The organism is Petrocella atlantisensis (assembly GCF_900538275.1).
GTDB classification, from domain to species: Bacteria; Bacillota; Clostridia; order Lachnospirales; family Vallitaleaceae; genus Petrocella; species Petrocella atlantisensis.
The window spans coordinates 508,432-521,248 of record NZ_LR130778.1; the positions used below are offsets into that span (position 1 = coordinate 508,432).

The following is a 12,817-nucleotide window of genomic DNA, read 5'->3' on the forward strand; positions in this document are numbered from 1 at the left end:
GCTCATTTCCACTTTACAGAATTATATCACAGCACAAGGGGTGGTACAAATAGAATGGCTTAAATCGGAAAACAAAAAATAAATGCTAGGCTGTGATACGACCTAACATTTAATCTTTAAATTATTATTGCTTAACATCATTTACATACGCTTATAGGGTACCTTTTTCAATACGTTCTTTTAAATCCAATACCTTTTCCTTAATCATATCTCTTGTAGCTCTAAAACCTTCAATCGGTCCACCTGAAGGATCTTCAAGTCCCCAGTCTTCTCTATGACTACAAGGAAGGTATGGACATTCAACGCCACAGCCCATAGTTATAAGTATATCTATATCCGGAATGTCGGATAGGAGCTTAAGTTTATGGTCGCTCATATCAATGCCGATTTCTTCCATAACCGTTACTGCACCCGGTTTAACTTCATGGTAATGCTCCGTACCTGCAGAATAGGATTCAAAAATACCTTGACCTATACTTTTTCCAAATCCTTCAGCCATCTGCGACCTACAGGAATTATGTATGCAAACAAACGCTACTTTTTTCATGATTTTCACTCCTTATGTATGTTACGCTATTAAGGTTCATAATTGTTTTCTAATAGACCCATCATAAACACTTTTAGCCTTCACGTCAACCTTTCAAATGAGATTTGACAATATTTTACATACGTTTAACCTTACAACTGAAAAGTCAAAACTGAGCTTAATTAGTTCTTTTTAGATTTTTTGTGCTCATACATATTATTATCCGCAACTTGTAGCACTTCTTCAAAATCTTTACCATCTGTGGGGTAGACACCCATTCCTATACTTGAGGCAATCCAAACGTCATGGTCTTTGATTCTGAATTCATCATGAAACATTTCCAATATCCTATTACCGGCATTCTCAAGTACAGTTGCATCTTCTATCATCGGAAAAATAATTAAGAACTCATCCCCACCAATTCGAAAAACCGCTTCGTTGGTTCTGACGACCTTCCTTAAAATCCTAGCCGTTTCAATGAGCACTTCATCACCAATGCCATGACCATAAGTGTCATTAATATTCTTAAAATTATCTAAATCCAACAGCAGTAGCCCAACCAGAGCCTTTCTTCTTTCTGCTGCTGAAATGATAAGTTCTTGATAATCGTTCAAAAAATGTCGATTAAGCAGCCCCGTAAGACTATCATGTATAGAGTTATGCTTGATTCTATAATTGGTTTTCAAAGAATAATAAGATAGGAAACCAACGATCATTGAAGCCAAAAGACTTGCTACACCCACTATAATATGCGTGGCTCCAAAATGACTCCAACCTGTAATTGGAGTTACCTCCACTTTCCAATTCATCAACGAGGGACTAATGACAAAGACTAACGGATCCTTCATGGGATTTTCGTCATAACTATAAAAGGAATCTTCTTTGGCATTATATATCCGAATATTCAAAGATGTTTTTTCAGCAAGTGCATCTATCGCTTCATAGATGCGTGCAGCTTCCAAGACAATGCTCACCTGTCCCCAGTAACCGGTGTCTTCTCTTACAACAGGCACTCTGACAACAAAGCCTTCGCCACCTTGTACCAACTGCATGGGGCCTTGAAATGTTTTTTTCAATGTTTTTTTCGTTTCTAGAACCATTTGCTTCTGACTCTCAATGGTCGCAAGATCAACACCTAAGGTACTTTCATTCCCCTCAAGTGGGTAATTGCTAACAATGGTGGTATCCATAATCGTACCAATATTACGAATATATACTTCTCGGTTTTCGACTAAAGACGATAGATAGTTAGGTGACTGACGCCAGTCGAGCCCGCACTCTGTTTTGAGGTAAGCTACATAGCCATTTAATAGATAAATATTGGTATAGATTCTATTTTCCAACTCTGTTTGAAAAACCATATAGCTTTTAGTGGTTTCAAGTATCTCATCTTGTAGTCTCTGTTCATGATAATTCTGTATAATGGATACCAGTATTAAGAAAGCACTAAAGCCCACGATGCTTGAAATCAATATGGTTTTTTATTGGAGAATTCAGGAACCCACCGTCCCATAGGATCACTTCCTTGATATTAAAGAGGCTTACTAAGTATGAATGTCATCTCTATTACGACTACTTATATTGTACCACGTTAGCACCATCACTGGAAAGCTTTATCCTGTTACATTAAAAAATTATTCCTATTTTTGGGTGAGGCGATCTACATGGTCACCTCTTGACATATCCACTTCAAATCCGACAGATTGGATGCGTCTTTCAATACACCCTCTACAATGAGCCGCTTCATCACCTGTACAAATCTTACCATCATATAGCAGATACTTATCTCGCACATTGGTAGGTGATAAGTTCGGCATAACAACATTACCACCAGCTTGAAGACCTCTCTCCCTACCTTTAGGATCCAATGAACCAAGAGCTGTTGTTGCCGGTAACAAGACCTTAGGTAACAACAGCCTTACAAGAGAAAGCATAATGCAAGTTGTCTCTAATGTGCCCGAATTAGCACCCGCTAAGGGTGTATCTTGTTGAGGAATAAATGGCCCAATACCTACCATATGTGGCTGTAGTTTTTTAAGGAAGAGTAAATCCTTAACATAATCTTCATTGCCTTGTCCCGGTAAGCCTACCATGAATCCTGCACCTACTTGAAAACCAATCTCTTTAAGATCTTGAAGACACCTTATACGTGCTTCATAGGACATATCCGGGTGTAGTTTCTCATATAGGGTCTTGGTATTGGTTTCGTGCCTCAGTAAATATCGGTCTGCCCCGGCATCTTTATAGCGCCTATAGCTCTCTTTTGATTTTTCTCCTATGGAAAGTGTAATGGCGCAATCCGGATGGTTCGATTTGATTGCTTTAACCAGAGTGACAATATCTTCATCCGTATAGAATGGATCTTCGCCGCCTTGAAGAACAAAGGTTCTATAACCAAGTTCATGACCTTCTCTACAACATTTAAGTATTGTTTCTGTGTCCAGCCGATAACGATCAGCATTTTTGTTATCTCTTCTAATACCGCAATACATACAGTTACTTTTACAGTAGTTGGTGAATTCAATAAGCCCTCTCATAAATACCTTGTTTCCATATACTGAAAGTCTTTTTTCATGAGCACGTAGATGAAGATAGGCAGTACTCTCTTCATCTACATTGTTCAGTAACCTCAATAATTCATCACCAGTTGCTTCACTTGTATTATATATTTGATCAATAATATTTTTCATTATGCCATCCTTTCGTGAAAGCTTTCACAATATCATCTATCATACCACATTCCTATTAAAAATTATGTGAATTTATTGTGAATAATATTAGCTTAGCTTCTTAAATGTTCTTTTTCTTTGTGTTTACCTTATGTACATCTAAGGTTATAATGTTTTATAACATGACTCTTTAATACTAATAGAAAGGATTTTATAATGACACCTATCAAAAAGTTCTACAGGCAGCAAAGCAATACTATTATTCAAAACCTTGAAAGAAGAAATATGAAGGGTTACTATTGTGAAACCAAATCTGAAGCCATTGATCTTACTATGTCTTTAATGGAAGAAGGAAGCAAAGTGTCTTTTGGGGGCTCAATGACTTTAGAGGAACTGGGTCTTCTTGATAAAATCACACAAGGTTCTTATGAACTCCTTGACAGAAGACAAGCAACTTCACCTGAGGAAGTCCGTTCCATCTATTTAAAAGCCTTTGATAGCGATACATATCTTATGAGTTCTAATGCTCTATCCCTAGACGGTCACCTTGTCAATATCGATGGCAATGGGAATCGTGTTGCTGCTCTTATTTATGGTCCAAAACAGGTTATCGTTATTTGTGGTATGAATAAAGTGGCTACCGACTTAGATGAAGCCATAAGCCGTGTTAAGAATTTTGCTGCACCACCAAACACCCAACGACTATCCAAAAATACACCTTGTTCAAAAACCGGATTCTGTCATGATTGTCAGGTGGATGACTGTATTTGTTCCAATATTGTTATAACCAGGCGTTCCGGCAAAGAAAACCGAATCAAAGTCATTCTAGTAGGTGAAATACTCGGATATTAAACAAACCCTCCTTAATATTAAGGAGGGTTTGTTTTACATGGATGTGATTTTTTTATTGTCTTGAATACCTCTTAATATGCCGTATTCCAAACGTTTAAGCAGTAGTTCATAAGATTCCCACCGAATAAATTCTGTGACAGAAAAGACCTCACCAAGTTCTATATTATGTACTTTCCCAATGTCTTTGATTTGTTCTTCCAACTTTTTGATGACCAACATGGCATCATCTTTCAACGTGTTAGGGAGCAAAATCAATAATTTATCCACTCTATATAACCCAACACAATCCGTTATTCTCAAACTGTCTTTAAGGGCCTTTTCAAATAAAGTCATCATGTTGTTCATAGTCGCATCCTCAGTTTGGTTATAATTAACATGTACCATACAAGTGGTTAAGTTTTGCTGATACCTATTGGCTCTAGAACATTCTCTATCCAATTGCATGAAAATAGATGCTTCTTCATCTTCAACAAGTAAGTCACTTAATAGCAAAGAATTGATTTTACCATACTGATCCTGGTATTTTGATATAAATGCTTCAATTAATTTAACAATCCTATGATCGATTGGGTCAAGGTCATCTACTAAGCTAACCATCATTTCAAACAATCCCAAGTCTTCTTTAAACAAGTTTTTGTTCTTTACCAGTACACTCTTGATTGATTCATTCATTAAATCGCCCCCAAATCTGCTTGTCCTACACTTTTAATTATCTCACAATTATCAAAAGTGTCAACCACTTCTATAACTTTGCCAAATGCATGTGGATGGACTTTATGCAATAAAACAAGGCTGTCTCGGTTATAAGACAGCCTTGTTTGTATGTGATATTATGTATTCGTTATTGGTCTTGTTATTATCTTTTAGTATAATGGGTATTTGTCCACAAGTTCTTTGACCATAGCTACGATTTTATCTCTATTGGTATCTATATCTTTTAATGTCAGTTCAATAATCTCAGCAATCACATCCATGTCTTTAGCTGTCATCCCTCTTGTAGTTACAGCTGGGGTTCCAAGACGTATGCCACTGGTTACAAAGGGGCTCTCAGGGTCATAAGGTATTGTATTCTTATTACAAGTTACACCGACTTCATCTAAAAGATGCTCTGCTACTTTGCCTGTCATTTTTATATTTTGTAGATCCACCAACATCAGATGATTATCCGTACCACCGGATACAATATCGAAGCCTCTTTTAATCAATGCTTCTGATAATGCTGCAGCATTTATAACCACTTGTTTCTGATAATTCTTAAACTCCTCTGTCATGACTTCTTTGAAGTTAACAGCTTTTGCAGCAATCACGTGCATTAATGGGCCACCTTGTATACCAGGAAAAATTGCTTTATCTATGATTTTAGCATATTTTTCTTTACATAGAATCATACCACCTCTTGGACCCCTTAGTGTCTTATGGGTAGTTGTGGTAACAAAATCAGCATAAGGTACCGGATTTGGATGAAGCCCTGCTGCAACCAAACCTGCTATATGTGCCATATCCACCATAAGATAGGCATCAACTGCATCTGCAACTTCTCTAAATTTGGCAAAATCAATGGTTCTCGCATAGGCACTTGCGCCTGCTATAATAAGCTTTGGCTTTTCTTCTAAGGCAATTGCCATTAAAGCTTCATAGTCAATAAAACCTTCCTTATTAACACCGTATGGAATGATTTTATAGTGTTTACCCGACATATTTACAGGACTTCCGTGCGTTAAGTGACCACCGTGGGATAGATTCATACCCATCACCTTGTCACCTGGATCCAACACGCCGAAGAAAACCGCCATATTAGCCTGAGCACCTGAATGTGGTTGAACATTGGCATGCTCTGCTCCAAAAATCTCCTTAGCGCGACTGATGGCCAATTCTTCAGCCATATCAACAAATTGACATCCGCCATAATATCTTCTTCCCGGATAACCTTCTGCATATTTATTCGTCAAAGGACTACCCATCGCTGCCATAACGGCCTTAGATACAAAATTCTCGGATGCAATTAACTCAATATTATTTCTTTGTCTGTTCAGCTCAAGTTCCATGGCCTCTGCCAATTGAGGATCAGCTTTTCTTACTTCATCAAATGAATACATGTGATTATTCCTCCATTATTCGTGAATGTACTTGGTTATCCTGATTGTCGTTCCATGACTTCTACCCATTATTTAGTGGTATTATATCATATGGTTTTCTAGAATGGAATCATGAAATCATAAAAACATTGATCTTATGCAGAATTAAATTCTATTTTTGACATAGTGGACCCCTTCATAGTAAAATGATTGCAGACATTTTAATCCCTTAATAATCGTCAAGTGTCCAATCAAATAATGTTTATATGTTTATATGGTTATAGATTCAAAACTAAGTTTCACTAAATTCATATACAATATATATGAATAAATATTTATTTCTCATAGGTGGTTAGAATAGGAGGTGAAGGATGGATTCAAAAAAATTAATGAACTTTTCTCTGACAGTTGGAGAGGTCATGTTAAAAAATGGTGCCGAGACATACCGTGTTGAAGACACCATCAATCGTATCTTAAAAACATCTGATTACAAAGGCATCGAATCTTTTGTAACGCCAACAGGGATTTTTGCAACTTTAGAAGATGAAGACCGTGATCATATGACATATATACGGCGGGTTAATAATCGTGGCATTAACCTATATCGTATCGAACTTGCCAATGCCATTTCCAGAGATTATTGCAATCAAACCATCACTTTAAAGGATGCACATGACGCTATTTTAAAGGCGGCTCATGAGCCTGCCTACAGTAGGAAATTCATAGTCGTTTCCATTGGACTTGCTTCCGGTTTGTTCGCTATCGTTCTTGGCGGTAGCCTTCAAGATGCTATAGCTACATCGGTCGCCGGACTAGCACTTGGACTGTTTCAAGTGACCATGCAGCACTTTGGTGTCTCCAAATTCTTCATTGATATCATTGGTAGCTTTATGACTTCATGGGTAGCTTTATTTTTCCTCTATGCTCTAGGTTTTGGTGATAGCTTGGATCTTATTATTATCAGTTCTATTATGCCACTCGTTCCAGGTGTTGCTATTACCAATGCCGTTCGAGACACCATTCATGGCGATCTTGTCTCAGGTGCGTCAAGAATCTTGGATGCCTTCATAGTAGCAGCTTCTATCGCAGCAGGTGTTGGTATTGCTCTATCTATCTTCAATTCCATTTACGGAGGTATCGTCTTATGATGATTCAAGTTGTTGCCGCTTATTTTGTTACTATTTTTTTTGCTATCATGTTTAATACATCAAAAAACCAACTGCTTATATCCGGACTCGTCGGCGCAGTTGGTTGGTGGGGCTATTTAATCGTCATTCATTCAAATTATTCTAGTGTTACTGCTAGTTTTATCGGTGCCTTTTTGGTCAGTCTACTTGCCAATCTTTTTTCAAAAATACGCAAATCACCCGTTACCATATTCCAAATACCCGGCATTATACCTTTAGTACCTGGTATGGGCATGTACAAGACACTCTATGCGGTCATTGAAGAAGATTACAACTTAGTGGCCAAACACCTTTTTGAAACGTTACAAATTGCCGGTAGTATCGCTGTTGCCATGATGATAATATTTTCTTTGAGTACAATTTTTGATCAGCATATAGCAAAGAAAACTTAATCCGTATGCTTTTTGACAATATCACTGGCTATCGGTCTGAATTTTCTTGTATGAAACTTGACTTCATTCTTTCTAATAATCAGAAATGTTATTGCTAAAAACGCAAATCCAAAAAGAAGACTCATGATTTCCACATTAACACTTAACTGATTGCCTATGACATAGCCTGCTCCTAGACCAATAAGTAGACCAAAAAGCGGTATAATATACATAATAATGACCGCTAGAAGAAAATTGCTTTCTTCTAAACTAATATCCACTAAGTCACCTACATCAGCTTGGCAAAGGTTCTCTGCTTCAAGAATCATTTCTTCAGTTTCAACGCCTGCCATACATGCATTACAATGATCACAGGCATCATGCCGTTGTAACTTAACACTTACTAGATTTCCCACAACTTCTGTTACTTGTCCGATTTCTGCCATACTATCACCTACCGTTTCTGAAGACGTATGAATTGTTGTGTTACTTTATCTTATATTCATATTTTATCATGTTATGGCCGATACGTCCATCTTGGTTAAGTGTCAAACTGTATAATTGATTCTAATTACATCTAATAACCCCCGATAAATCTCTCTTCTTCTAACCATGCCTTCAATGATAAAAAGTCTTTCGCATAGCCGTCTGCGCCTAAATCTTTCCATCTATCTTGTTCATACAAAAAGGCCTGCCCACCTACTATGATCTTTAAGGATTTTAGGCCTGGGTCTCTTTTTATAACCTCTATCAGATTCTTCATGCCGTCTAAATGATAGGACATGGTTGCTGATAAAGCCAATATATCTACCTTTTTGTTTTTTAACATCTTAATCACACTATCCGTTGGTACGCTGGTACCAATATAATACGATGTGATCCCTAATAATGAAAAATATTCTGAAATCATCCGCATCCCGATTGTATGTGGTTCCGAATTAAAAGACATACATAAAGAGCGATGCTTGCCTTTGGGTACTTCTCCAGTTATGGTGGACATCATTGAAAGTATTTTATGAACCACCTGTGTTGCAAAGTGTTCAACCGCCACATTCACTTGACCTCTTTCCCACATTTGTCCAATCTCAACTAAGACTTTTAATAGAATATCTTCATATATAATGGATATATTTTCCTTTGATGGGTTTAGCTGCCATATTCTGTATAGTGCTTCTTGCTCATTACCTTCAATCAAGCATTTTTTTAATTCTTCATTAAATATGCTCAAATCAAGAGCCTCTGATTCTAGCGCTGTATTAACAACCTGATGACCCATCAATTGATCAATCGAAACATTGAGTACTTCTCCAATACGCTTTAGAAGTTCTCCCGTTGGAAATCTTACACCTTTTTCATAATTGGCTATTGTGGTTTGTCCTATACCTAACTTGTCACCTAAGTCTTTTTGGTTCATATTCAGTTGTGTTCTAATTCTTTTTAGATTATCACCAAATGATGTCATCATTATCACCTCTTAAGTAATTATATCACGGTATGTAATAAATGTCATGATAATTATTCGTAATACACTGTAACAACTGGACGGATTACTATAACAAAGGGTATAATAATGTCTAAGGTGTCAAAATGATAGAGTTGAACTTTGACATATAATATAAAATACTGACATTTTTACAAGGGGAGACAAACATGGATAATTATACCGAGTTTATGGATCATTTGCTCGTGGAGACTATGAAGCATAATGCTACAGATTTGCATCTTTGTGCCGGTAGTAAGCCACTCATACGTGTTAACTCTAGGTTAAAGGCAATTGAAAACACCGATATCCTAAAGCCTGAAACAATGCGTCAAATTGTAAATCTCTATCTAAATGAAAAACAGATTGAGCTTTTAAATGAGAAAAAAAACCTGGATATGTCATATTCAAAGAGAGATCTCGGCAGATTTCGCTGTAATTTTTATTTACAAAGAGGTACCTTTGCACTGGCAATACGTTCTCTCCCCCTTGTGATTCCCGACTTGGAAGCCCTTGGATTACCTAGTATCGCTTCTGATTTTCTAGAGAAAAATAAAGGGCTAGTTCTAATAACCGGTTCTACAGGTAGCGGTAAATCCACCACTTTGGCCAGCATGATTAAGATGATCAATGAACGCTATCATTATCACATCACCACCATTGAAGACCCCGTAGAATATTTGCACAAACATGAAAAAAGTATGGTCACACAAAAAGAAATCGGTAGTGATGCCCTTTCCTTTTCAGGAGCTCTAAAATCAGCATTAAGAGAAGATCCGGATGTTATAATGCTCGGAGAAATGCGTGATATGGACACCATCTCTATTGCTTTGACTGCTGCTGAAACGGGACACTTGGTATTATCTACTTTGCACACCAATGGTGCTGTAAAGGCTGTCGATCGAATACTTGATGCTTTTCCCACTGAACAACAAAATCAAGTAAAAAGTCAGTTGGCAACTGTTCTTGAAGGTGTTATCTCCCAGCAACTGGTGCCCAGGAAAGATCACAATGGTCTTGTTCTCGCTAGTGAAATCATGGCCGTTACACCTGCCGTACGTAACCTCATTCGTGAGGGTAAACAATATCAGATTAACAACCTCATTCAAAATGGTATGAGTCAGGGCATGCGTTCCCTAGAGCGTAATCTTGTACAGCTTTGTCAAGATAACATCATTGATTATCAGGAAGCTCGGCTAAGAGCTCAAGATATTCAGTTGTTTGACGCTTATTTTGATGTTCTAACCTAGATGACAATATTCTACAATCCAACAAAAGCGAAGGAGAAATTCACGTGGCCAAAATAAAGCATAAATTGCCAAAAGAAGAGATTATTATTTTTACACGTCAGCTGGCTCTGGTCATCGACTCAGATGTTTCCTTGTATGAAGGCCTTGAGATGATCAAAAATAAATCTGACCATCCGAATCTAATTATAATTCTAGAAGATATGTTGTCGGGTATTAAGACCGGGCGTTCTCTTGGTGATGTCATACAGGATCACGAAGCCTCTTTTTCATCTTTCATCACCAATATGGTGGATGTCGGAGAAAAAAGTGGCGATTTAACGAGCACCTTAAACCAAGTTGCAGATGCTTACGAAAAGGAACTCGAAGCTTCAGCTCGAGTGAAGTCTGCTGTTACCTATCCTATTATTCTCTCCGTCTTAATGTTTGGTGTTATTTTACTTCTCGTCCTTCAAGTTCTCCCTATGTTTAATGAGATCTTAACTTCCCTTGGCGGTGAGATGCCTACACTAACAAAAGGTATCATGTCTATAAGTTTTTTTATTGGTGATTATATTCTGATATTCTTCGGCATAATGCTAAGCGCTTTAGTTTTCTTCTACTACTATAAAAATACCCCTGCCGGCCGCAACTTTTTCGATCGACTTAAGTTTAAGCTTCCGGTTATTAAAGATATCTATGCTTCTTTGACCGCCGTTCGGTTTGCAAGAAACCTTGCAGTACTTATTAGAAGCGGTATTAGTATTAGCATCGGTATAAAAATGATTAAGCCTATTATGAATAACTTATATGTGGAATCTAAGATGGATACTGCCATATCAGATTTAAACAGCGGAAAACCTTTTGACAAAGTTATCGAAGATTTAAAGCTTTTCCCATGGGTACTCATCAAACTCTTTTCTGTAGCTCAAAGCACAGGACATATGGATACCATGCTTGATAAAGCAGCCCTTGTAATGGAAAAAGAAACAGATGCAAGATTAGATCGACTTACGACGGTCATCGAACCAATTTTGATTATCATACTCTCTCTCATTGTTGGGATTATGCTTATATCCGTAATACTACCTATTGTTAGTATCATGGACTCTATCGGATAGGATGGTGATGATGTGAAACGAGATTTTACGCTTAACATATGGGCTCAAATTATAACTTTACCTTTTATATTTATTATGATTTTTCTCCTAGCCGGTCGTCTTTCATCATACGATGCTACCTATGCAAATTTGAACAAAACCGCACTTGAAGAGACAGTCATGAAATATGTTATCCAATGTTACGCTTCAGAAGGTAGCTACCCTCCTCATCTTGAGTATTTATCAGAACATTACGGTCTGATTCTGGATAATGAACATTATATATATGACTATGAGATTTTTGCTTCCAACATCATGCCTAACATTACCATTCTTGATAAGCTTACACCTGATATCGACCAGTAAAGGAGACCCTATGTCAAAAAGAAAGATTAATATCTCCGTTGAATCCATTATGGTCATCCTACTAATGATTGTTTTTGCCGTATCCATATCCGTACTTATATATCAAGGTAGTCAAACCTATAAAACCATTTTAAGCGATAAAGAAACCGCTGAAAACAATCGGATTGCCTTCTCTTATATTAATATGAAAATTAAGCAAAATGATACTGAAGGTGCTATTTATATAGATCATTTTCCGACAATACTTGATGATGTCTTGGTTATCTCACATCATGGCCAAGAAAAAGGGTTAATGACCTATATCTTCTTCCATGAAGGCGCACTATGGGAATGCTATACCGATGGTGACTTAGATCTAACGATAAGTTCCAAAATCATTGATATCGATGGCCAACTTATTTTCTCAAAAGATGACAACAAAGGACAGATTATTGCATCACTTTTCAAACAACCGAATGACCAAAATCCAACCCGGATGTTTGCTACCTTAAGAACACATTAAATAAAGGAGTTGAACACAAATGAAAAAGTTTGTTGGTAGAGAACAAGGCTTTACTTTAATCGAAATCATCATCTCCATAGCTCTATTAAGCGTTGTAAGTGTGATTGTCTTAAGGCTTTTTGTTCTATCTTATACCATCAATGAAGATGCAAAGATTTCCGATGGGGCAAATACTCTGATAGTCAATCAACTGGAAACCATGAAAACATATAACCATCTTGATACATTCTTAAATGCATACAACTGGCTTGATGTGACACCAAATAAGATTCAAGGTCAATTGTTTTACGACGATACATTTAGTCCTATTGACAAGGAAAGTCGTTTTACACTTCATTGGTCCATGGTGAAGAACGCTTCTATTTCCGGTCTCTACCATATTTCTACTCATATAATTGATACAACAACCAATGAAACCTTAACTGCTTATACGACACAACACTATTTCAAACACAAGGAGTAG

General features: G+C 37.1%; 15 protein-coding genes. 8 read left to right on the forward strand and 7 right to left on the reverse strand.

Annotated features, from left to right (window positions below):
• Nucleotides 1–151: 151 nt before the first annotated feature.
• The 3 genes from PATL70BA_RS02495 to hydE all read right to left on the reverse strand — a co-directional run bounded on the left by PATL70BA_RS02495 (nucleotide 152) and on the right by hydE (nucleotide 3,216).
• Nucleotides 152–547 (reverse strand): arsenate reductase ArsC, encoded by a 396-nt coding sequence (locus tag PATL70BA_RS02495; protein ID WP_197715780.1) that lies wholly within the window; start codon nucleotides 545–547, stop codon nucleotides 152–154.
• Nucleotides 548–708: 161 nt separating this feature from the next.
• Nucleotides 709–1,998, reverse strand: coding sequence for a diguanylate cyclase domain-containing protein (locus tag PATL70BA_RS02500; RefSeq protein ID WP_125135898.1), 1,290 nt, complete (start codon nucleotides 1,996–1,998; stop codon nucleotides 709–711).
• A 168-nt stretch (nucleotides 1,999–2,166) separates the two neighbouring features.
• Nucleotides 2,167–3,216 carry a [FeFe] hydrogenase H-cluster radical SAM maturase HydE gene (gene hydE / locus PATL70BA_RS02505; RefSeq protein ID WP_125135899.1) on the reverse strand — a complete coding sequence of 350 codons (1,050 nt, stop codon included), beginning with the start codon at nucleotides 3,214–3,216 and terminating at the stop codon, nucleotides 2,167–2,169.
• Between the two features lie 195 nt (nucleotides 3,217–3,411).
• Between hydE and PATL70BA_RS02510 the strand changes: the two genes are divergently transcribed.
• Nucleotides 3,412–4,047: a lactate utilization protein gene (locus PATL70BA_RS02510; protein ID WP_125135900.1), complete on the forward strand. Its 636-nt coding sequence runs from the start codon at nucleotides 3,412–3,414 to the stop codon at nucleotides 4,045–4,047.
• A gap of 33 nt (nucleotides 4,048–4,080) precedes the next feature.
• Here PATL70BA_RS02510 and PATL70BA_RS02515 read toward each other — a convergent pair whose 3' ends face one another.
• Nucleotides 4,081–4,719, reverse strand: coding sequence for a nucleotidyl cyclase domain-containing protein (locus tag PATL70BA_RS02515; RefSeq protein ID WP_125135901.1), 639 nt, complete (start codon nucleotides 4,717–4,719; stop codon nucleotides 4,081–4,083).
• A gap of 191 nt (nucleotides 4,720–4,910) precedes the next feature.
• Nucleotides 4,911–6,143 carry a serine hydroxymethyltransferase gene (locus PATL70BA_RS02520; protein ID WP_125135902.1) on the reverse strand — a complete coding sequence of 411 codons (1,233 nt, stop codon included), beginning with the start codon at nucleotides 6,141–6,143 and terminating at the stop codon, nucleotides 4,911–4,913.
• A gap of 350 nt (nucleotides 6,144–6,493) precedes the next feature.
• Here PATL70BA_RS02520 and PATL70BA_RS02525 point away from each other — a divergent pair, with 350 nt between their 5' ends.
• Both PATL70BA_RS02525 and PATL70BA_RS02530 read left to right on the forward strand, forming a co-directional pair.
• Nucleotides 6,494–7,270 (forward strand): threonine/serine exporter family protein, encoded by a 777-nt coding sequence (locus PATL70BA_RS02525; RefSeq protein ID WP_125135903.1) that lies wholly within the window; start codon nucleotides 6,494–6,496, stop codon nucleotides 7,268–7,270.
• Nucleotides 7,267–7,701 carry a threonine/serine exporter family protein gene (locus tag PATL70BA_RS02530; RefSeq protein ID WP_125135904.1) on the forward strand — a complete coding sequence of 145 codons (435 nt, stop codon included), beginning with the start codon at nucleotides 7,267–7,269 and terminating at the stop codon, nucleotides 7,699–7,701. The genes PATL70BA_RS02525 and PATL70BA_RS02530 overlap by 4 nt, the downstream gene beginning before the upstream one ends.
• Here the strand turns inward: PATL70BA_RS02530 and PATL70BA_RS02535 are convergent.
• Both PATL70BA_RS02535 and PATL70BA_RS02540 read right to left on the reverse strand, forming a co-directional pair.
• On the reverse strand, nucleotides 7,698–8,126 hold the full coding sequence (locus tag PATL70BA_RS02535) for a SoxR reducing system RseC family protein (protein ID WP_125135905.1): 429 nt from the start codon (nucleotides 8,124–8,126) through the stop codon (nucleotides 7,698–7,700). The two genes, PATL70BA_RS02530 and PATL70BA_RS02535, sit on opposite strands and share 4 nt — an antisense overlap.
• Before the next feature lie 131 nt (nucleotides 8,127–8,257).
• Nucleotides 8,258–9,145: a cobalamin-dependent protein gene (locus PATL70BA_RS02540; protein ID WP_125135906.1), complete on the reverse strand. Its 888-nt coding sequence runs from the start codon at nucleotides 9,143–9,145 to the stop codon at nucleotides 8,258–8,260.
• A 185-nt stretch (nucleotides 9,146–9,330) separates the two neighbouring features.
• On the opposite strand from PATL70BA_RS02540, the gene PATL70BA_RS02545 reads away from it, so the two are divergent.
• Genes PATL70BA_RS02545 through PATL70BA_RS02565 form a run of 5 tightly spaced genes read left to right on the forward strand, consistent with a single transcriptional unit; the run spans nucleotide 9,331 to nucleotide 12,817 of the window.
• The gene (locus PATL70BA_RS02545; RefSeq protein ID WP_243115954.1) at nucleotides 9,331–10,410 is read left to right on the forward strand and encodes a type IV pilus twitching motility protein PilT; all 1,080 of its coding nucleotides are present in this window, start codon (nucleotides 9,331–9,333) and stop codon (nucleotides 10,408–10,410) included.
• Between the two features lie 44 nt (nucleotides 10,411–10,454).
• The gene (locus tag PATL70BA_RS02550; protein ID WP_125135907.1) at nucleotides 10,455–11,507 is read left to right on the forward strand and encodes a type II secretion system F family protein; all 1,053 of its coding nucleotides are present in this window, start codon (nucleotides 10,455–10,457) and stop codon (nucleotides 11,505–11,507) included.
• A 12-nt stretch (nucleotides 11,508–11,519) separates the two neighbouring features.
• The gene (locus tag PATL70BA_RS02555; RefSeq protein WP_125135908.1) at nucleotides 11,520–11,852 is read left to right on the forward strand and encodes a hypothetical protein; all 333 of its coding nucleotides are present in this window, start codon (nucleotides 11,520–11,522) and stop codon (nucleotides 11,850–11,852) included.
• Between the two features lie 10 nt (nucleotides 11,853–11,862).
• Entirely contained in the window at nucleotides 11,863–12,354 is a 492-nt protein-coding gene (locus tag PATL70BA_RS02560) for a DUF4860 domain-containing protein (RefSeq protein WP_172596066.1), read from the forward strand.
• 19 nt (nucleotides 12,355–12,373) lie between these two features.
• A complete protein-coding gene (locus PATL70BA_RS02565; RefSeq protein WP_125135910.1) occupies nucleotides 12,374–12,817 on the forward strand; it encodes a PulJ/GspJ family protein in 444 nt (147 codons plus the stop codon).

Excerpts from the sequence above, each read along its gene's own strand:
- PATL70BA_RS02495 (WP_197715780.1), bottom strand. The coding sequence starts at position 547 with ATGAAAAAAGTAGCGTTTGTTTGCATACATAATTCCTGTAGGTCGCAG.
- hydE (WP_125135899.1), bottom strand. The coding sequence starts at position 3,216 with ATGAAAAATATTATTGATCAAATATATAATACAAGTGAAGCAACTGGT.
- PATL70BA_RS02510 (WP_125135900.1), top strand. The coding sequence starts at position 3,412 with ATGACACCTATCAAAAAGTTCTACAGGCAGCAAAGCAATACTATTATT.
- PATL70BA_RS02515 (WP_125135901.1), bottom strand. The coding sequence starts at position 4,719 with ATGAATGAATCAATCAAGAGTGTACTGGTAAAGAACAAAAACTTGTTT.
- PATL70BA_RS02520 (WP_125135902.1), bottom strand. The coding sequence starts at position 6,143 with ATGTATTCATTTGATGAAGTAAGAAAAGCTGATCCTCAATTGGCAGAG.
- PATL70BA_RS02525 (WP_125135903.1), top strand. The coding sequence starts at position 6,494 with ATGGATTCAAAAAAATTAATGAACTTTTCTCTGACAGTTGGAGAGGTC.
- PATL70BA_RS02530 (WP_125135904.1), top strand. The coding sequence starts at position 7,267 with ATGATGATTCAAGTTGTTGCCGCTTATTTTGTTACTATTTTTTTTGCT.
- PATL70BA_RS02535 (WP_125135905.1), bottom strand. The coding sequence starts at position 8,126 with ATGGCAGAAATCGGACAAGTAACAGAAGTTGTGGGAAATCTAGTAAGT.
- PATL70BA_RS02540 (WP_125135906.1), bottom strand. The coding sequence starts at position 9,145 with ATGATGACATCATTTGGTGATAATCTAAAAAGAATTAGAACACAACTG.
- PATL70BA_RS02545 (WP_243115954.1), top strand. The coding sequence starts at position 9,331 with ATGGATAATTATACCGAGTTTATGGATCATTTGCTCGTGGAGACTATG.
- PATL70BA_RS02560 (WP_172596066.1), top strand. The coding sequence starts at position 11,863 with ATGTCAAAAAGAAAGATTAATATCTCCGTTGAATCCATTATGGTCATC.
- PATL70BA_RS02565 (WP_125135910.1), top strand. The coding sequence starts at position 12,374 with ATGAAAAAGTTTGTTGGTAGAGAACAAGGCTTTACTTTAATCGAAATC.